Origin of the sequence: Pedobacter cryoconitis, assembly GCF_001590605.1 — a bacterium.
Classification (GTDB): Bacteria; Bacteroidota; Bacteroidia; order Sphingobacteriales; family Sphingobacteriaceae; genus Pedobacter; species Pedobacter cryoconitis_A.
In genome coordinates, this window is sequence record NZ_CP014504.1 from 1,847,797 (window position 1) to 1,867,264 (window position 19,468).

At 37.4% G+C, this 19,468-nt stretch carries 17 protein-coding genes; 2 read left to right on the forward strand and 15 right to left on the reverse strand.

The window, feature by feature from the left end; translation table 11 throughout:
• Nucleotides 1–8 precede the first annotated feature (8 nt).
• The gene (locus tag AY601_RS07880; protein ID WP_068407312.1) at nt 9–1,553 is read left to right on the forward strand and encodes an MFS transporter; all 1,545 of its coding nucleotides are present in this window, start codon (nt 9–11) and stop codon (nt 1,551–1,553) included.
• A 3-nt stretch (nt 1,554–1,556) separates the two neighbouring features.
• Here AY601_RS07880 and AY601_RS26195 read toward each other — a convergent pair whose 3' ends face one another.
• From AY601_RS26195 to AY601_RS07905, 6 genes are all read right to left on the reverse strand, one after another.
• Nucleotides 1,557–1,679, reverse strand: coding sequence for a hypothetical protein (locus AY601_RS26195; protein WP_257722237.1), 123 nt, complete (start codon nt 1,677–1,679; stop codon nt 1,557–1,559).
• Between the two features lie 87 nt (nt 1,680–1,766).
• Entirely contained in the window at nt 1,767–2,498 is a 732-nt protein-coding gene (locus AY601_RS07885; RefSeq protein ID WP_068398874.1) for an SDR family NAD(P)-dependent oxidoreductase, read from the reverse strand.
• A 10-nt stretch (nt 2,499–2,508) separates the two neighbouring features.
• A complete protein-coding gene (gene msrA, locus AY601_RS07890) occupies nt 2,509–3,000 on the reverse strand; it encodes a peptide-methionine (S)-S-oxide reductase MsrA (protein WP_068398875.1) in 492 nt (163 codons plus the stop codon).
• Nucleotides 3,001–3,058: 58 nt separating this feature from the next.
• Nucleotides 3,059–4,168 carry a hypothetical protein gene (locus AY601_RS07895; protein ID WP_068398883.1) on the reverse strand — a complete coding sequence of 370 codons (1,110 nt, stop codon included), beginning with the start codon at nt 4,166–4,168 and terminating at the stop codon, nt 3,059–3,061.
• A gap of 35 nt (nt 4,169–4,203) precedes the next feature.
• Nucleotides 4,204–4,611, reverse strand: a complete 408-nt coding sequence (locus tag AY601_RS07900; RefSeq protein WP_068398885.1) for a hypothetical protein — start codon at nt 4,609–4,611, stop codon at nt 4,204–4,206.
• A 162-nt stretch (nt 4,612–4,773) separates the two neighbouring features.
• On the reverse strand, nt 4,774–6,543 hold the full coding sequence (locus AY601_RS07905; RefSeq protein ID WP_068398888.1) for an ATP-binding protein: 1,770 nt from the start codon (nt 6,541–6,543) through the stop codon (nt 4,774–4,776).
• Between the two features lie 176 nt (nt 6,544–6,719).
• Between AY601_RS07905 and AY601_RS07910 the strand changes: the two genes are divergently transcribed.
• Nucleotides 6,720–7,640, forward strand: coding sequence for a Dyp-type peroxidase (locus tag AY601_RS07910; RefSeq protein WP_068398891.1), 921 nt, complete (start codon nt 6,720–6,722; stop codon nt 7,638–7,640).
• Between the two features lie 60 nt (nt 7,641–7,700).
• Here AY601_RS07910 and AY601_RS07915 read toward each other — a convergent pair whose 3' ends face one another.
• The 9 genes from AY601_RS07915 to AY601_RS07955 form a co-directional block, all read right to left on the reverse strand.
• A complete protein-coding gene (locus AY601_RS07915; RefSeq protein ID WP_068398893.1) occupies nt 7,701–8,513 on the reverse strand; it encodes a TerC family protein in 813 nt (270 codons plus the stop codon).
• A gap of 97 nt (nt 8,514–8,610) precedes the next feature.
• The gene (locus tag AY601_RS07920) at nt 8,611–9,342 is read right to left on the reverse strand and encodes an OmpA family protein (protein ID WP_068398895.1); all 732 of its coding nucleotides are present in this window, start codon (nt 9,340–9,342) and stop codon (nt 8,611–8,613) included.
• Between the two features lie 14 nt (nt 9,343–9,356).
• Entirely contained in the window at nt 9,357–10,010 is a 654-nt protein-coding gene (locus AY601_RS07925) for a TerD family protein (RefSeq protein ID WP_068398901.1), read from the reverse strand.
• A 9-nt stretch (nt 10,011–10,019) separates the two neighbouring features.
• Nucleotides 10,020–10,586 (reverse strand): TerD family protein, encoded by a 567-nt coding sequence (locus AY601_RS07930; protein WP_068398903.1) that lies wholly within the window; start codon nt 10,584–10,586, stop codon nt 10,020–10,022.
• 31 nt (nt 10,587–10,617) lie between these two features.
• On the reverse strand, nt 10,618–11,922 hold the full coding sequence (locus AY601_RS07935; protein WP_068398907.1) for a hypothetical protein: 1,305 nt from the start codon (nt 11,920–11,922) through the stop codon (nt 10,618–10,620).
• 5 nt (nt 11,923–11,927) lie between these two features.
• Nucleotides 11,928–15,833, reverse strand: a complete 3,906-nt coding sequence (locus AY601_RS07940) for a hypothetical protein (protein WP_068398909.1) — start codon at nt 15,831–15,833, stop codon at nt 11,928–11,930.
• Between the two features lie 5 nt (nt 15,834–15,838).
• The gene (locus tag AY601_RS07945) at nt 15,839–17,482 is read right to left on the reverse strand and encodes a hypothetical protein (protein WP_068398910.1); all 1,644 of its coding nucleotides are present in this window, start codon (nt 17,480–17,482) and stop codon (nt 15,839–15,841) included.
• A gap of 18 nt (nt 17,483–17,500) precedes the next feature.
• Nucleotides 17,501–17,839 (reverse strand): hypothetical protein, encoded by a 339-nt coding sequence (locus AY601_RS07950; protein WP_157287781.1) that lies wholly within the window; start codon nt 17,837–17,839, stop codon nt 17,501–17,503.
• A gap of 23 nt (nt 17,840–17,862) precedes the next feature.
• Nucleotides 17,863–19,407, reverse strand: a complete 1,545-nt coding sequence (locus AY601_RS07955; RefSeq protein ID WP_068398915.1) for a hypothetical protein — start codon at nt 19,405–19,407, stop codon at nt 17,863–17,865.
• Nucleotides 19,408–19,468: the final 61 nt, after the last annotated feature.

Consider the following 19,468-nt stretch of genomic DNA (forward strand, 5'->3'; position numbering starts at 1 on the left):
TTAAATTTATGGCAACAGTACCACTCCGAAGTATCCAGGGTAAATGGGTTATGGCTTGTACTATTATGGCTTCAGCAATGGCATTTATCGATGCTACGGCACTTAACGTAATCTTGCCTTCTTTACAACAGCATTTAAAGGCTTCAGGGCCGGATCTTTTTTGGGTATTAAATGCTTATTTGCTGATGTTGGCTTCTTTGATTTTGATCGGCGGTACATTGGGAGATAAACTGGGCCGGAAAAAAGTCTTTGGGATTGGGATTTTTATTTTCATTCTGGGTTCTACAGCTTGTGGGTTTTCTTCTAGTGCCACGATGCTCATCATTTTCAGAGTGATACAAGGTATTGGTGGTGCGCTAATGATACCGGGAAGTTTATCACTGATTTCTTCATCTATTGACGAAAAAGAAAGGGGAAAAGCTATCGGGACCTGGTCTGCCGCTACCACATTAGTGACTATGGGTGGGCCTGCTCTTGGTGGGGCACTGGCTGATGCGGGTTTATGGCGTTATATCTTTTTTATTAATGTGCCAATTGGAATCATAGTGCTTTTCTTTTTAGGGACAAAAGTAAAAGAGATTAAAGATGAACAGGATAATAATAAGGTGGATTTTTATGGTGCAATTGCGATAGCTTTTGGACTGGCATTGCTCACCTTTGGCTTTCTGCGCCTGCCGGCTGTAGGTTTTAACCATATTCAAGGATATGGTTCTATTGGTGCAGGTATTTTATTGCTGTTTGCCTTTGTCTTCATAGAGCGTAAAAGCAGCCACCCAATGATGCCACTGGGTTTGTTCACCAATTCGATTTTCACCGGAACAAATCTGCTTACTTTTTTCCTTTATGCCGGGCTTGGTGCTGGAATGTTATTTATTTCGTTGAATATGGTACAGGTTCAGGGCTACACGCAGCTTGAATCGGGTCTTACCTTTCTGCCGTTTACGATTTTCATGGTCATTAACGCCCGTTTTGCCGGCAGTCTGGCCGATAAATATGGGCCGCGGCTATTTCTGATTACAGGCCCTTTTCTAGCTGGTGCTGGTTTACTTATATTGTCTTTTATCAAACAGACAAATGGCCCTTCAGATTACTGGACTACCTTTTTACCCGGCATTCTTGTTTTCGGTTTTGGCATGTCTTTGACTGTTGCTCCACTTACCGCAGCGGTAATGAGTTCAGTTAGTGATCATTTTACAGGTACAGCTTCTGGTATTAATAATGCGGTATCAAGAATTGCAGGGGTTTTCACAAATGCAGTTCTGGGCTCAATGGCAGTGCTTTTATTTTCCGGAGCTTTACAGCAGGAAATTAAAGCATTACCATTTAATGCACAGCAAAAGCAAGCCATAATTGCCCAAACTGCAAATCTTGGAAATGCGAAGGTTCCAGCAGGATTAACAGCTATTCAGCAAAAGACAGTAACCATGGCTTACCATGCTGGTTTCATTACTGCTTATAGCAAAATAATGAAGATTTCTGCCGGTCTTGGTTTTCTAGCCGCGTTAATGGCATTGATCTTTGTTCAGACACCTAAGAAAAAAGCACTTTTATAGTTTTTAAATTAGCTGCATCCTGACCATTGATTTATACCATTGGATAGCTTTCCGCTCTTTATTTTTCAAGAACGGATCCTTTCCTTCCTTTTCATCATCACCGTCTTTCCATTCTTCTTCACTCAACTTTTCTTTTAGCTGCGCTGATATTCAGCTTTGAGCTCAGGATTGGTCCGGAGATAATCACGGAAAGCGATGTGGCAGCTGTAGGATTTAAGAAAATGATACACCGGTAAGCTGTTCACAAATTGCAATCAGTTTTTCCTGAATACTCATATCATCAGCCGCTGCTAAATACTTTGTTTCCTTTTGATGATGAAAATAACGACCGCTTACTTTAGCTTCTTTATCGTCGCTGACAGCAAGCCACACCTGGGTTTGAAAACCTTCTTCCAGCTTATCGGTTGCTGCTGCTCCTCCCATTTTTGTTGGAACCCAACCGGGATCAACAGCATTAGAAAGTACTTCAGGCCATTTGCGCGCCACAGCTTTGGAAAGCATTAAGACCTGCATTTTAGAGTCTGAATAACTTGTGCGGTCAATAGCATAGGCTAAATCAATAAGGTCAGGATTCCCCTCCATATGCATTTCAGAGCTGAGGTAAATCATACGTTTTGGCTGATGTATTAAAACAGTCAGTATGTAAGGCGCTAATGTATTTACAGCAAAAGTCAAATTGGCTGCTACCTGATAAACGCCGGCATTATGAATAATAACATCGAACTGGCCTATTGCATTGACTTCAGCAGCGAGCTTTTTCGTTTCTTCGATACTGGATAAATCTGCAATAAGTACTTGCTCAGCGCCAGGTACATTATCCAGTGCCGATTTCGCCCGCGCTGTATTGCGTGCGTGCAAAACAACCTGGTGGCCTTGTGCCACCAAGCTGTTTGCTGCAAGTTGTCCAAGCCCATCTGCTGAGCCGGTAATAAATATTCTGGCCATTTATAAAGAATTAACTTAATTTCCAATCCGGTCTTTCAAAGTGACAAGTATAGCCATATGGTTGTTTTTGTAAATAATCCTGATGTTCCTCCTCGGCATTCCAGAAATCAGTTGCCGGAACAACCTCGGTTATGACTTCTCCAGGCCAGATCCCGGAAGCATCCATCTCTGCGATTAACGCATTCGCCGTTTCACGTTGCGCGTCATCTGTATAAAAAATGGCAGAACGATAAGACGTTCCGATATCGTTACCTTGTCTGTTGCGTGTTGTTGGATCGTGAATCTGGAAAAAATACTCAAGTAATCCGCGATATGATAATTTTGATGGATCAAATACGATCTCTATGCCTTCGGCGTGTGTTCCATGGTTACGGTAAGTTGCATTCGGTACATCCCCTCCAGTATAGCCTACAACTGTTGAAATAACACCTGGGTAATGACGGATAAGTTCTTCCACTCCCCAAAAACAACCGCCGGCAAGAATGGCTTTTTCAGTATTCATATGATTTTCCTTTTAATTGAATAAAGGTACAGTACAGATGTGTAAAAGGCAAGTGTAATCAATTAATCGTTTTTGCTTCTTCTTTAAAGATGTCACCATATTTAATTACTATAGCTGCAGCCTGATCCGGAGAAAGTATGATATAATTATCACCATACAAGTCCTGACGAAAGAACTTGCTATCCTCGGGTAAAGGATATACCGCATAGGGTAGTTTAGCCTCTGTAAAGGCTGTATTGATCTTAATAATCAACAGGTTATCCTCCCAAAGCATATCTTCACTTGCTACATTCATCTGATATTTCTTAGGATTGAAATTAAAGCTTATCTTGCTGCGATCACGAGCTGGTTCCTCCTCGTAAATGTTGGAATAGTCAGTAAAATAGTTTGTATTGCGATTTTGAAGTTGCTGAATTCTAGTATCTAAGGAATTCAGAAATCCACCAATGTTTGAATTACCACCCGATGTAAAGGCATTAGGCAATTCCAAAAGTATATTAGAAATAGATTTTGGATTTTGTTCCCTTCTTATTGCAATCAATCTTTCTCTGTTTTGATCAACTGTAGTTTTTAAAAGCTGCTGTGTAATCAGAAAGTCAACGGCATCTGTTAGCTGTGCACGTGTGAGCCGCTGAGTTGTATCGTAATATTCCCAGGCTGCATAATTATAATCGCCAGGACTACCATTGTAACAAGCATTTAATGTGCTGGCGAGATATACATTTTTCACAAATTTTACTTCGTTCTCTTTCAATAAAGTAAGGAACAATGTTTTTTTCTCTTGTGGCTCATAACCAGTGAATATATCATATTTCGTAAAATACAAACGGCGCTGATCATTCTGATCTTCCAAATAGTGATTAAGAAATTGAAAATTCTGTGGATTGATCCAACTTTCCAGTTCCCTTTCTTTAATTTCTTCTTTATACAAAATACCGTTAAGCTTTACATAGATATAAAACTGTCTGTTACCGTGATCCATGATCAGCTGGTCTTGCGTTTTAAAAGCATGGACCTCAAGAGCTGAGTAGGTAAAGTTCAAAAGAAGCGCGGCCTTTTTCAACACTAATTCATAGAATGCTTTTATTTTGTCTACCGGGATCTCACCATAATAGTCTCTGGTCAGAAAGTCAAAAGGTTTGATTTCTGTTTCTGCATCAAAAGACATATAGTTTTTTGTATAGGGAACGATATCATCAATATTCAGCAGCGTATCTCTTTGTTAGGAAAATTAGCTGCTAAATAGCGTTCTTCTTTAATTGCACATTCCTGCTCAAAATCGGGATTTTTATTTAAAAGAGAGTCAAAATAGGTTATCGGAAAAATCCCCTGACCTGGAAGAATGTCCTGATAGGATTTGAGAAAATATACTGGACAATGAATGGCAGTTAAAAAATCTTTATTGAAACCTTCATATACTTGCAATGGCTTTTTCTTTGAAAATCTTTGCAACTCTGCTCTGCCCTTTGCTGTGAGCAGCTGTTGATCTACTAAGGATTGTCCAATCTGATTAAGCTGGCTGGCAGACAGGCTTTGCGCAATTACAGTTTGGTTTAAAAGAAAAAATAAAATTAGTATCAGCCCTGTACTGGCCGGTATTTTAGCAGACATTGATTATAAATTTGCCTAATTTATCAAAAATCCGTTACCTGGCTATGGTCAGGTAACGGATTACATCCATATATTTTGACAATGAAGCGATTACCTTTTCTGCAACCGTTTTTGCTGAGGCAGGATTCGGCCTGTGATCATCATACGAAACGCTTAGCCGCCTTACAATTCAACATTTCCGTTGTGTAATGGTAAGTTAAAATAAAAGGTAGCACCTTCACCAAGCTCACTTTCTACCCAAATTGTACCGTTATGGCGGGCAATAATCTCAGCGCTGAGGTACAATCCTATCCCAAAACCAGAAACCTGATTATCACTTTCTACCCGGTAGTAACGGTCAAATAGCTTATTAATATCTTTAGTGCCAATCCCTATGCCGTGATCTCTCACACTTACCTGAACCCTTTGATTGATGATAGTACAGGTTACCTCTATATTTTTAGCAGTTGGTGCATATTTAATTGCATTACTCAACAGATTAACGATCACATTTCCGATCTTATCATAATCAGCATATACTGGGGTACGCTCACAACTTTGAAAATCAATATTATGGCTTTTCTCCATCAATCTGCTCTCCGATATGACTACGCCAATCAAATCTGTTAAAGAAAAATGGCTCAGGTTAAGCACAATCTTTCCTGATTCTAACCTGGATACATTTAGAAATCCATTGATCATGCCAGTCATTTTTTTAACCTGTTTAGCGGCCATTTCCAGTGAACTATTTACAAAATTATCCTGAAATACAATTGCCTTACGCTGGAGTAACTGGATGTATCCATTGAGGGAAGTAAGTGGTGTTTTTAATTCATGACTAACCATCGCTATAAAATCATTTTTACGCTGCTCATCCTTTTTGATCAGTGAGATATCCATGACAACTCCAGTAAAAGAAGAAAATTCTCCGGATTTATCAGCCTTCAGATTACCTACTGCTCTAAGCCAGCGGATTTTTTTATCCTTAAATCCAATCACAGGATAAGAAACATCATAGTCCCCATTACCATGAAGTGCATTTTCCAATTTTTCCGCAACGTATGCCCGATATTCTTCTGTAATTTGTCCAAGTGCTTCTTCAATAGTAATTTCATGAGCCGCGTCATATCCAAATAATTCCCTCAAGCGTGCTGAAGTTATAAATTCTCTGCTTTCAGAGTGTATATGCCAAGTTCCAAAATTCGCAGCCTCAATAGCTAATCTTAAAGCGATTTCTTTATCTTCCAGTTCATCAAATGTATTTTTTAAGTGTTCGTGAGTTAAAACAAGTTCCTCGTTAGAAGCGGCCATTTCTTCATTGATCGCTGCAAGTTCATCTGAAATTTCACGGTACTTATTTTCACTTGCAGTGAGCTCTTTTACCCTGGCTTCCACCCTTCTTTCCAGAGTTTCATTTAGAGCTAACAGCTCCTCCTGACTTTGAGAGAGTTCCTCATTTACCGCATTGAGTTCTTCGTTAGATGAAGCGAGCTCTTCGTTGAGCGCCTGTTCCCGTTCAAGTGCCACCTCTTTGCTATAATATTCCTCCATTAACTGGCGATTGATAACCCGGTCTGTCACGTCAGTCGCAGTATGGAGAATGCAAATAGTCTGGTTGAATTCATTTTTTATCGCCCGGTATTCAAAGTCAAAATAAAAAGTCTTGATTTCTCCATCTACTTTAAGATTAGCGGCTGTTTCTGTTCCTGAGATGGTTATTCCTTCCAACCATACTTTTTTGAACAGCTGAGGGAAAGGCTGTCCTTTGAGTTCAGGAAGTGCATCTTCCAGGGCCTTTCCTATAATAGATTGATCTTTATCCCAAATCATTAACATAGCCTGGTTTGCCATTTGGATCAGCGCATCTTCTCCAATATGAATAGCAGTAGCGGTTTTGGTCTGACTCAAAACCTCAATTAATTGATTTTTATCTAATAGTTGGACGTCGCTCATATACAGAAAGGGAATTTAATTTTCATATAACCCAGTTTCCTATTTTTTGTTTAGCTCCAGATAAAATTAAATAAGAATTCTTCTGTTCATGATAGTTCTTATGCACAATAGCAATAAATAGCTATTGTGCATAGTCTGCTTCAGAAATACCTTTAGTGTTCACTAAAAATTTTAAAATGCCACTTCAACAATTTAACACACCGGGATTTGCTGATGATCTTCCAGCGGATCTCAAAGATAAGTGGGGAAAGCTTATTTCCTCATGGATAGAGAAGGAAGGTTATGCTAAACAATCTCCGGATAGTTACAGGGAGCCAGCACCAACCAGTGAAACTGAAAAGAGTGATTTTTTAAAGAATGGGTCATTTCTTGTTTTTAGAAGGTTGAAACAGGATGTTGCTACTTTTAATGCGTATACTAAAACAATGTTTCAGCAATTGACTGATACGCCAGATTTCCAGGGAGAGGATTATGAAACTTTTCTGGCTAAGATAGTAGGCCGGTTTAAAGATGGAAAGCCCGTCCTATTTGGAGATCAGGTTGTACCGCCGGAGAATTATAATAATTTCAATTTCAATGCGGATACACCTGCATTCCGGTTACACAATGGAAAACAAGTTGCCAGTGTAAAAGCGGATCAGCCGGGAATAAAGTGCCCGGCATTTGCACATATCCGTAAGGTTAATCCAAGAGATTTACCAACGGATCTTGGAAAAGAAACTGATAGTGCAACATTCAGAATTATACGCAGAGGTATTCCTTTTGGGAAACCTTATGATTTTGACAATCTGGATAACCCTGTAAATGAGACGGAAAGAGGCCTTTTGTTCTTGTCTTATCAAACGTCAATTGAGAGGCAGTTTGAGAGATTGACACAAAAATGGATGAATGAACCAAGCAGGCCTGTAGCTATGGGATATGATATGCTGGTTGGTCAAAATGGCGAGGAAGATGAAAATGGGATTAAGTGGTGTAAATTTATGAATGATAACAGGAAAACTAAGGAGGTGAAATCTGAAAAAACTTTTGTTATTCCAACCGGAGGAGGTTATTTCCTTTGTCCTTCGGTTTCAGCGCTCAGGGAGTTGATAGGCTGATTAAATATCAATCCGGAAAACGCTGTTTCCCGGATTGATAAACAATTGATAAACAATTGATTACGCTTTGTCCAATAGCTCTTCTGCTTGTTCAGCATTTGCTTCCATGATGTTCTTTTTTGGATAATTAAACATAACTGAAGTAATTACAGGAATAATAAATACAGCTACGGTGAAAATCGAAACAAATAAATCTGTCTTTTCCCCTTCTATTAATTGAGAGATAGGTAATTCCGGATAAAAATGAGTAAATAAAGAAGAGGTCAGTTTAATTCCCAGCACACCAATTACAATAAATGCAACCGTTTCCAGAAAACTAAATTTCTCCATCAGCTTCACAAATGCTTGTGCTACAAATCGCATGGCAAGAATCCCAATGAAAACACCAATGTAAATAAGCCATATATGGTCAGTAAATGCAACAGCAGCAAAAACATTATCTATTGAAAACGCCAGATCCATTACCTCTACTAGTGCAACAGTTGCCCAAAAAGTCCCGAATAAACCAACGGTAGATTTATATATCCAGCTTTTGCTTTTATCTATTTCGTCGTCACCATCTTCTTGTTTAGCATTCTTTTTTCTGAAGTAATCGAACGCGAGGTATAATAGATAAAGCCCACCCAGGGGCTTTAACCACCAAATCGTAACAAGCCATGCAGCCAGCAGTAAACAAATACCACGAAATACATATGCACCAATAATCCCATACTTTAATGCTTTATCTCTTTGGTTTTTTGGAAGATCCATGACCATAGTTGCCAATACTGCTGCATTGTCTACTGACAGTAAACTTTCTATAACAATCAAATTCAAGATAATGAGTAGTCCGGCTTGAATGTCGTCGCCCAAAATAGTGTGTAAAAAATCCATTATATATTATTTTATTAATAAGTATTAAATTTGATTATATTATACTTTTCCAAGGATTGCCCCTAAAGCCTTCTCTTTGCCACGATCTGGGATTAATTTACGGAAGCGTAATTTCAACTCTTCTATTCTTTTTTCTGCCAATATTACTATCATTTGATGCAATTGGGTTTTCAATTCCTTTCCCTGTGGCAACTATCCTGTTTTCAGCAATGTTATTTGAGACCAGGAGCTTTTTGAATGCATCTGCTCTTGCCTGAGAGATGGTTTGATTAACGGCTAAAGCACCTTCACTACTTGCGTATCCGTTTATTTGTATCGATGTAGTGGGATTTTCTGACAAATAAGAAATAATTTTCTTAACTAATGTCTGGTTTATCCTTGTAAATTTGGAAGAGCCCTGACCAAAGGATACAGGGATTTTATGATTCAAATTAACCGTATTCTTATCTCCAACCCCATTTTCAACAGTTGACTTAATTTGATTGGTTGTGGAAGTAGCAACGGCAGTATCCGAAGCGACAACATCAGCTTGTATTTTTGGTTGAGTTTCAGTTTTAACTGTCGCAACCAAATCTGATTGAACAGCTTGAGTTGATGCGTTGTGTATTGTTTTTTCTATTTTTGTCTTTGAGGAATAGTACCAGGTCCCACTGCCGATTATCAGAATCCCAATCAATCCAATTATCCATGTTTTAGATTTTGAAGAATCTACTGTTACAACAGTTTCTGCTGTCTCTTTTTTTGAAAGGTCAAATTTAGATGAGCCTTTAGCTTTCTGAGCTGGATCCTTAGCAGCAGTACCCTCATTTTTATTTAAATCAAATGCCATAATTTCTATTTTAATTAGGTGTACATGTCTACTAATGTTTGTAAGCTGCCTGTATGCGCTCTGCCCATGGCTTCAAATTCCCAGGTATCACCAACACGGAACAACCTGCCAAATTCCAGCGCGTCTTCATTGATGTACTGATCTTTTAAATCATAACGAAGAATCTCACTGCCACTACTTTCATCAACGATACGGATATAGCATTCATTGACTTGCCCAAAGTTTAGCGCCAATGTTCTGTGGTCTTTTTTGTTGTCGTGAGGGTATTTACAAATCGTACAACATATAATAATTTGCTCAATCTTGTGACTGACTTTCGTTAAATCAATGAACATATCTTCATCATCATCTCCATTGCTTCTGGTTCCATCCGGATCATCAATTGCCCCTATAATGGCTCCATCTTCAGTTAAAGGTCTGAATAGGCCTTTTTCTATTTTATCTTCAATTTTATTACCCATACGGAGTTGACCATAAAAGGTAAAATAAGAATCAGAAGGGATCTTAAAATCACTCCCAATTGAAAATGCAGATACATCGAGGTCAAATTCTGGCCCTCCCTGTTCTTCATTAGGATTCCATCCCATTCCGATTTTTACGATTGATAGTCCAGGCGCTGCCTTGGAAAGGGAAAATCGATCTCCCTTACTTAAATTAAAACTGCTCATAGTATATTTTTATTGATATAAATCTATTAGTGTGTTTAAGCCTCCGGAAAATGCTTGTCCAAGAGCTTCTACATTCCATGTCCCGCCATTTCTGGAAATAGTCGCAATGATCAGGGAGTCTTCATTTGTGAAATTATCCTTTAATAGGTACTGACATAAAATTGAATTGTCAGCAGCATTTCTGATATTGATATAAGAGTTTTGAACATGCCCGAAATTATGTCCTCTTATTTCACTTTGATCAATGGTGACCGCAAAGTATAAAAACTCAACTTTTGGATTTATTTTAAACAAATCAATTTGGATCACCTCATCATCTCCGTCACCTTCACCACCCCTGCTATCGCCTGGATAGTTGACAGCACCATCAGGGCTTGTCGCATTGTTATAAAAGATGAAATACTCATCTGTTACGAGTTTGCCATTTTCACCTAACATAAATAAGGACAAGTCCAGGTCTACGCTATGCCCGTTTACAGTAGCAGGATCCCAGCCTAAACCGGCTATAATATGAGTTAGCCCTGGTTTTTCTTTGATAATCGATATTGGTTTTTTCTTTTCTAATTGTATAGCCATTTTTATAATTTATTTATTGTTTAGTTTCCCCTCACTTATCCTTTTTAGGAGGAAGCGGAGGAAGTTTTACTGGATTATTTTTCAATGGAGTACCAGGTTTTATTTCAGGTAACCTGGGAATGTTTAGCTTTGGTTGTGCTATATTGTTCGCTTTTTTGGGTGGTAACGGGGGTGGCAAATTGGGTACTGATATTGCTATTGGAGCCTGTGCCGGTATTCTTGGCCTGGCCTGGACAGGTGGTGGTGCCTTTGATTTAACTGTATAATTTGAATCAGATACTTCTGCAAAAATAGATTTCATAGTCTCTTTAATATCAGCAGACTTAACCTCTCTTACGTAATGATATTTCTTAAGCAGCTTATCGGAAAAATAAGAAGTACTAAGCTCTTCTGTACCTAATAGAATTACAACATCTTGTAAGTTTAAACTACTTGATTTCAAAAGGTCATCTATCGCTGTATAGATCAAGCTATCGTTAGAATAATATAGAAGTCTATCGGTAAGATTTCTCTCATTGACCCTAAACCAATATTTATTTCCATCTGATAATTCAGCGTCACCTTTAATAATAGCACCTGAATTTTCGAGCAGTTTCACACAAAAAGGAAGCAAAACAGCAATCTCGGTATCCTTATCAATTGACAAATAAGAGTTTTGAATAGTTATGTATTCAACAATCATATCTGCGAGAATCCTTACCCTGGGATCTGCTCCTTGTCCCGCTAGCTTAAAGGAGCCTATTTCTTCGGCAGTTGCATTTTTAAAAAGCTTCAAATACAAAATATCATCAATTGCAGTGAGTAAAAGAATTGCTTTTTCCTTAGCTAAAATTCCTTTTTGAACTAATACACCGAATAATGACCTGTTGAAATGAACATGGTCTAAATTAAAGTAACCTGCCTCTTGAAATAAGTTTTCTATCAATGACTTCTCGTTATCTTCTATATCGGTATCAAATAAGAAGCGAAGTGGAAAATGCTGCCTGTAAGATTCAATAGAGTCAGTTTTATATAAAACTGTATTCAGAAAATGTGACAGGTATTGTTCAACTCCATAATAAAATAGCTGTTTAACAGGTTTTTTATTTCCATAAATAATGAAATGCTTACTTGGATCTTTGATAATTTCAAAGTAGTTCCCATAAGCATTGGGATCGTGCCTGTTAAACCTTTCTCTTGCTGTACTCCCAAAAATAAAATCATTACCAGAAACATAAAAATATAACGGAATTTCATTTGAATCCTTTAGATTCAATGGTGCATAGGCATTTTTGTCCGATTGATACCAGAAAGAAACCGAGCGTTTGGATATTTTTGCTAATACACAGAATTTCATTAGTCCTATTGTTTTTGAATGCCTTTAAGCAGGTGTTTTTCAAAGAATTTCATTCCTTCCAGAATGATAATCGGGGCTACATAGTCAAATTCTTTATGATCTTCATGCTTTCGCTTCTGTGCTTTAATAAAACCGGGTTCTCCTTTAATATAATTTTCAATATTCATGTCCTGGAAGCCCGCCATAAAATCTGCGGAATTCATTTTTAAACCAAACATGGTAGAAGAAACTTTATAAAATAAATCTGCGAAGTCCATAAATCTTGGACATGGTAATTTCCCTTCCTGAGGTAGACATATAAAGTGATTTCCTATATGTTCTAACATGTCAGGGGTGATTGAATTAGTAGATTCGAGATATTTGAATTCGCCAGCAGGCGTAACTACACAGAAATTATCTTCTCCCAATATCTCAATAGCTTCTTTATTTGTTGGCACCAGAATACTAGTGATATTAGTGGGAATAGCCAAGCCTTTTGAAACTTCATATTTAACATCGGAATTGTTTGTTCCACGTTGCGAATTAATATCAATTATCTTTAGCGGATTGGTACTGATTGGTGTAATTGTTTGCCTGGCCACGGTTTCTCCACCCATACCCCTGATGAACATCTGTGTATAATAATCATCTGCAGCTGCTGGATTTACTGCGGTAAACCAGTCAAAAATCCTTGATCCTTTTCCTGCAAAAGCAATCTTGATTTTAGGTGGAATAGCCTTGACCGCTGGCGGGGCATCCTCTGATTTAATAATTTCATTTCTTAATTTATAAGCCAGCTGACCAGCATAAAACATAATTAAACCAGTAACATACAGGTTGATACTCATCATCTCTTTACACTCTGCAGCTATCAGAAGATAAAAAGTTTCAAAATCTGATGCATCCAGCCGATCGACTACTTGTTCAAAATAATAAGGAGCAGTATTTTCAGAAAATTTATTAACACCATTATTTAACCCCTGGATAGAAATGTTTTTCCTTTCGCACATCCTTAACAGGACATTTTTGAAGTTTGGGGAAAATTTAGTTGCTTGTGCAATTCTTTCTGCCGCAAAACGAATAGAGTTTTGCTTAATCATTGCCTTTCCACCGTCCATCTGGCACAATGCTGTAATATCAGTGGTACTACCACCAATGTCAAAACAAATTACCAGCTCTCCTGGATTAATGGAATAACCCCCATTTGGTCTGACTAGATAATTCGCTACAGCACAGGCTTCAGAAAGTGATTCTTCATTGCTCAATTTCCGAAAATCAAATCTTACGGGTTTTGTTTCGGTTGCTATATTGACTGAATTGACCTTAGCAGAGGAGTCAATTCCCCAACCTCCTGCTGTTGCTGGAGCTTTAGCCTCATTTCCCCAACTACTGGTGCCTGCACTTGCATTGTCCCATCCTGAACTTAATATAGAAGGCTCAGCCTCTTTACTACCCCAGCCTGAATCAGCATTGCTACCCCACATACTATTGCCTCTAGTCTCACCAATATCTGAGAGGTCTGAAGGAGGATATGTTTTTAATTTAACGTGACCAACAATTGGCGAAATCTCTTTAAGCGAATCCCAGATTCCTCTGTATTCACTCAACAATTCTTTACCCATTGATGATGGATAGGACCATTTTAAAGTATGAGGCTCATGACCTTCAATGAACAATTGTGCATAAACATGTAATAACAACGAACTCAGATAAGCCGTTTTATAACTCTTATCTATTGGCTGAGTAGACCATTTCATATTGTAAACCAACTCTGCTCTGCCTACTCTGTTATAACTTAAGATATATCGGTTATCTTCTGCGTTCTCAATAGGCAGATTTTTTTCAAAGCAAGGAAAACCACCTTTAACAGCTTGTGCCATTAATGAATCATTCAGCATATTACTATCATTTATAATTCTTCTGGAATCATGAATGGTTAGCACTGACTTGATAGAGTTTGTGAGAATTTCGTCGTTTTGGAAAAAGAATATTTCATCTTCCAGAGCGTGACGTTTATCATTATTTTTAGCATCAGTCGCCAGCAGTGAAACCCTTTTGTTAGTCAATCTTAAACTTTCACAGACTTCATTTCTCTGGTCAGAGAAATAAGCAATGGAGGAATTTGTACTCCCAAAGTCAACGCCTAAAAATGCAGGGGATAACGTTTTGGGAGAATTAAGCATATTTACTGGTAACGATTGTGTATTTCCTGATCCATCATAACGTATAATCCCAAAACCGCAATCTATACCTGCATGTGCAAATTTCACACCCTTGAAAGGCTTATTACTTTCATAAATTTCATATTTGTATTTGTTATCTGCTACCGCATTATTTGAAGTTACATGCAGTTGAGCCTTAATAGCTCCATACTTTTCTGGAATTACAGCTGCTCTGCCATTATTAGCCAGGTAAAGAGGAATACCTTTTTCATCCAATACTATTCTGAAAAAGTCATCATCTACATTACCAATAAATGGCGTAGCCTGAAATTGAACATCATTATGTGGGATTTCTGAATAAAGGAAATATCGGTTCCATTGCTTTGAAATAAAGTTAGGCCACATTAAAATATCCTTCCCTCTGATAGATTCTGCCGTTATTTTATAGATTACCTCTTTAATGATTTCGTTGCCGGTTTCAGTATATAGTTTCAGATTGACGGTCAAACGTTCTCCATTTTTATCATTTGGATCATAAATAGCAGTGATCCTTGACTTTACATTTGAGGCGTCTGCTATACCTACCAATGCATCAAGTGTTGCTCCAAATACATTTAAGGCCAATGGGGTTAATGGTAAAGTGAAATAGGCGAAGTTGTTTGGCTGTCCTTTAGTTTCAGCAGCCAATAAGAGTATGGGTTTAGATTTCAGATAGTGCTTAGTCTCTATCCCTTCTTTGCCAAAATCTATCTGAGCAATCTCTGTGGTATCGGGCAGTAACAAGTCTTTAGGATCAAAAATTATTCTTCCTTCTCCAGATTCATTGTATATAATACCTTCAGAGCCAAATAATTCTGTAGAATAGTTAAATAGAATACTGAAAGGATAATTAAATAGAGACCCAACTTCTGGTGGTGCCTGATGGGCTAATTTTGGATATGCTTTCTTTTGCTGGTAAACGACCATTTCATCGATCCATGCTTGAAGGCAGGTGGACATATTACCATATTCCGGTCTGATCAATTCTTCTAAACCAGTATAATTAGACCTGAAGCTTTCCATATGATTAAGAATGTGTTTAGCATAACCATAAAGTGTATAGAGTTCCTGTGGACTTAATTCTGATTTTAAGGGGTCAATAAACTTACCATTTTGTACGTTTACAAAAGGCAGTTTATCTTTGAGATTATAAGCCACCGAAGTGAATAAAAAACTATCGGGTGAAGTCCCTCCAACTACATTTCCTTTAAAAGAGATCACATCAATAAATGGTGTTTTATCTGCGTTGTTAGCTAGAGATTGGTCACACCATAAGGGTTGCCGCTCAAATAGCATATTTCCAAATGCACCTGTAGGCTCATAAATATTTACGGTATTCATTAGCTGCTCTCCATCAGAATATGCCAAATGAATTCTATTGACCTCGATATCTTTATAATTTAATGCGATACAGCTAATAAATCCCTTCCATTCACTAAGTAAAGATTTATAAAACAGCATTAATCCGGAGGCTTCTGCATCTTTATCCTGAATATTATCAAGTGCACTTTTAAATAAGTTGGCTCTTGCAAATACTGAAGGTATACCAGAAACAATAGTTCCTATATTGACAGATGAGTTGCCATCTTTATCGACAGCTATTTCTGGTATCAGAATGTTTTTAGTAAAAACCTCTAGTTCAGGGATTTTATCCCAGGCAAATTCAACCCCATTTGGTTCAGTTTTAGCATGAACTTTAATCGCCAGTGCTTTTATTCTTTTGTCTGACATGTTAATTAATTTATATCGAAGTTTTGTGAAATAGTAAGTGCATTGAAAATATGAGCGAGGAATTTCTCTTTTGTAGTGTTCACTTTTTGCTCATCTTTTGGATTAGTGTTGATTAGTTTTTCAACAAAAGTGTCGTACCTGTTTCCGAAAATCCCTCCTTTTGACCAATGGTGCTTTTCGTCAAGAAATATAGCTCCAACATCTAATCTTTTCAGTTCATTCAGATTATCAGGAAATGCCTTGCTATCAAATAAGAACTTTCCTGGAGCTACAGAGTTTCTGATTTGATAAAGCCAGCCAGATATAAATCTTGCATCTTTAAAAGTATAGGCGAATAGCTTAAAGTATTCATTGATATCTTTACATTCCGCATCAGTAATCGTACTGTATTGATTTAATTTCTGATTTTCACATTGTTTAATAAATCCTTTAATACCGGAATCATTAAAAGCAGCTCCATTTTTACTTAGGGATATATGTGCTAAAGAAAAGAATGCACCTAATTTATTGACAAAGATTTCGCCTGCTTTATTTTCTTTACCGACAAAATCATCAAAGGAGAAATTAAATGAGTTGTCTTTAAACTCTACGGCTTTATATAAATAATCTGCCTTTGCGCTATCAAAACCACTTGTACGGGTAAAAAAGTTATAAGCTGCGCATGCACATAATAATTCGGTTATATGACATGGATTTCTTTGCTCACTTCCTCCAGTTGTAATCTGATTTGGGGTATTGTTCCCATCTATTTTTTTGCTTTCAATTGGCCAGCCAATGTGGTATAATAATTTGTAGCATTTCTGTACAGTAGGATCACTTTGATAAAACTGTAATGCAGCCTGGCTATTTAATGGAAAGAAAGATGAATCTGCGATAACGCTATTTGCTTTGTCTGATTTCTGTTTCTCGTCCGGTTTATTGAATGTAAAATATTCTGTAAGTAAGGTAGAACCAAACTTTGCTTTAGAAAAATCTATACTTGAGCTTCCATTGGAACGAATCTTCACGAAGTCCTGAAGGGCTTTAGGGATCACGGGGATAGAAGACGCCCCTGTTCCACCAAATACAGATCCGAAAATAAATACTCTGGCCGAAGCGCCTGCATTTCCAAGCTTCCCCATAAAAGTATCAAGTTCCCGTTCCTGAGATTGTACGGTGGATCCTTTTGAAATATTCCTTGCTGCTTCTACGATTCCGTGATACATCAGCATAGATCCTAAATGGGTCTGCGCGCGATAGCCATGAGCCAAATTAAATTCTTGTACAGAACTTGTGTCAAGAAATAAATCAGAAATCAGTTTATTAGCTTTCTGCTGTTCAGCTGTTCCTGTTGAAATCTTGGTAATATTTTTATAATTCTCTCTTCCTGGACTCGAATAATTTGTCCAGAATCTGTGCAGATTAAGTTTCGCAGAAAAGAAAGTATTCGCATTTGGTGTCCCACCTTGATTTGTATCCGACGTTTTAATCCGGTTGTATAGATTAATGAGTTCCTCTACACGATCCTTATTACCGTTATTTTGATCTGTATCTAGAGTTAATACTTCTATTTCCTGGTTGTCAAACATTCCAATACCACATAAGTGGGTGAAAGATTCTAAGCAGCGCATTCCAGTACCGCCTATGGCAATTACAAATAATTTATCCATTAAAATATTTTTTGGGAATTAAAACCAATGACCAATTTTGCCGTTAGCAAATACTTTGCTTAGCAGGAAGCCTAAAAGGATATACAAAATAAATCCAATAGCTGTCCCTATATTCAAAGCGTTTAAATAATTGTTGATGACCATCATGTTTGCATCTGGTTTGAATAGGAAGTAACCAAGCAGATAGCCAAATGCAGGATTTAAAATTGCCAGTATCCAGAACCACTTTTTTCGGATTTGTGGATCTTTAGGGTTGCTTCCACCCTCAAATTTTATAGCATTTGCAATGATAGCTGCCAACAATAAAAAGATTAGAGCTGTAGTGAGTGAGACTATGTACGCTGAGATAGATTCCATTTGATGATTAAGTTTGTTGTTAATTATTGTTGAGTTTTGATATAATAAGAATAGATGACTTTATTTGTTGGTTTAACCTCTTGCAGCGTGTTTTTTATAGATTCATACAAGGCTATATTAGGTACATGTTTTGCATTGACCCACTGAAATTTTGATAGTTTTACATTTGAAAGGTTAGGAATAGCAGTATTTAGGACGATATCAACTTTAACTATTCCATTTGGATCCTGAATATTTTTCAGATTGAACTTCGGGTCGAAAGAGACTCCAAATTCCACATTTTTGTGGTCCTGATTTTTAGTGTTTTTGAACAGCGGTTTATTGAGTATAAAAACCTCATCGAGAGGTATTACTGGTTCTGGCTTGTAAATCCATTGTTCTTTTAGCTTTCCGTCGGTATGGTAACCTGCTAATACAAAAACATCATTCTCCTGGTCAGCAAATTTATCCTGACCATCACTTCCTTTAACTAATTTTGGTTTATGCTTCTTAACCTCGGCAGTTTTAGCGTAACGCTCAAAATCAGCGGTGATATCTGAAGTTTTTACGTCAAAATCTCCAAAGGTATAGCTGTCTTCATTGCTTAGATCAATGTATAATTTTCTGAAAAAGTCATTAAATTGGTTTTGACCAGCGTATGTGGTATGAAGCTGAGCTATTGTATTCCAGTCTACACCTAAAGGATAAAATTCAAAGTGATTTCCATTTTTAAGCCCATTGATATAGTTATCCTTTAAATCCAGTACATTTTTAGCATGATCGGATTTACCACTAGGATCGTAAAACAATCCACCAGCTTTCTCGCCAGGATAAGCAGTACGCAGTTTATAAGATTTATTAGATAAATCAAATCTTGTGGTTAAAGGTCCCAGTTTAGATTCAAGTTTGGAAATCATACTGGATTCATTTGGGTTACCGCAATTAAAAATCGTAAAGTAAAGATGTTTAGCAACGGTACCTTCTTTATAGTCGGCAATAAAAAAATGGATTGTATTTCCTTTTCCAATCCATTTAGAGAAGGGTATTTTTAAGAAAGCAGTATTCGTAACTTCACTATTTTTTTGCCATTCTTCAAAATCAGTAATCAGCAATGCATCATTGTTTCCATCAACTATTTTTTCAACGGCAGACTGGATTGGAGCCCAAATATCTGCATATTGGGCCGGGTCACTTACTTGCTGACCCAATTCTGTTGTATTGGTAATATTTAAAGGGGTTATTTTATTGGCCCCCAACTTGTAAACATCAAACTTTTGAGCTAGAACTGTATTGAAACAGTTAGTCATCATGTCTTTAATCCCAGCATCTGCGAATGCCTTATTAATACCAGAAGAAAAATCTATGTATAAGGCCGGGTTGCCACTTTTCGAATTGGCATTGTTTGGAGCAACACTACTATGATATGCTTCAACGCGTTTACCTAATTCCTGATCATATGGATTAAATTTTCCATCCACAAATGGATCGGTTGGTACTACGGACTTTGAATTATTACAGGCAGTTGCTATTATTAATAGCCAGGATACTCCTGTAATCTTGACAAAACCTAAGGTCTTACCTATTTTCATAATTTGTAATTTTAAAAGCTGTGATTTAATTAGATGAATGATTCAACTCTTCAAAAGTATA

Coding starts and splice junctions, on each gene's coding strand:
- AY601_RS07915 (WP_068398893.1), bottom strand. CDS start 8,513: ATGGATTTTTTACACACTATTTTGGGCGACGACATTCAAGCCGGACTA.
- AY601_RS07910 (WP_068398891.1), top strand. CDS start 6,720: ATGCCACTTCAACAATTTAACACACCGGGATTTGCTGATGATCTTCCA.
- AY601_RS07880 (WP_068407312.1), top strand. CDS start 9: ATGGCAACAGTACCACTCCGAAGTATCCAGGGTAAATGGGTTATGGCT.
- AY601_RS07885 (WP_068398874.1), bottom strand. CDS start 2,498: ATGGCCAGAATATTTATTACCGGCTCAGCAGATGGGCTTGGACAACTT.
- AY601_RS07940 (WP_068398909.1), bottom strand. CDS start 15,833: ATGTCAGACAAAAGAATAAAAGCACTGGCGATTAAAGTTCATGCTAAA.
- AY601_RS07955 (WP_068398915.1), bottom strand. CDS start 19,407: ATGAAAATAGGTAAGACCTTAGGTTTTGTCAAGATTACAGGAGTATCC.
- AY601_RS07935 (WP_068398907.1), bottom strand. CDS start 11,922: ATGAAATTCTGTGTATTAGCAAAAATATCCAAACGCTCGGTTTCTTTC.
- AY601_RS07930 (WP_068398903.1), bottom strand. CDS start 10,586: ATGGCTATACAATTAGAAAAGAAAAAACCAATATCGATTATCAAAGAA.
- msrA (WP_068398875.1), bottom strand. CDS start 3,000: ATGAATACTGAAAAAGCCATTCTTGCCGGCGGTTGTTTTTGGGGAGTG.
- AY601_RS07920 (WP_068398895.1), bottom strand. CDS start 9,342: ATGGCATTTGATTTAAATAAAAATGAGGGTACTGCTGCTAAGGATCCA.
- AY601_RS07950 (WP_157287781.1), bottom strand. CDS start 17,839: ATGGAATCTATCTCAGCGTACATAGTCTCACTCACTACAGCTCTAATC.
- AY601_RS07905 (WP_068398888.1), bottom strand. CDS start 6,543: ATGAGCGACGTCCAACTATTAGATAAAAATCAATTAATTGAGGTTTTG.
- AY601_RS07900 (WP_068398885.1), bottom strand. CDS start 4,611: ATGTCTGCTAAAATACCGGCCAGTACAGGGCTGATACTAATTTTATTT.
- AY601_RS07895 (WP_068398883.1), bottom strand. CDS start 4,168: ATGTCTTTTGATGCAGAAACAGAAATCAAACCTTTTGACTTTCTGACC.
- AY601_RS07945 (WP_068398910.1), bottom strand. CDS start 17,482: ATGGATAAATTATTTGTAATTGCCATAGGCGGTACTGGAATGCGCTGC.
- AY601_RS07925 (WP_068398901.1), bottom strand. CDS start 10,010: ATGAGCAGTTTTAATTTAAGTAAGGGAGATCGATTTTCCCTTTCCAAG.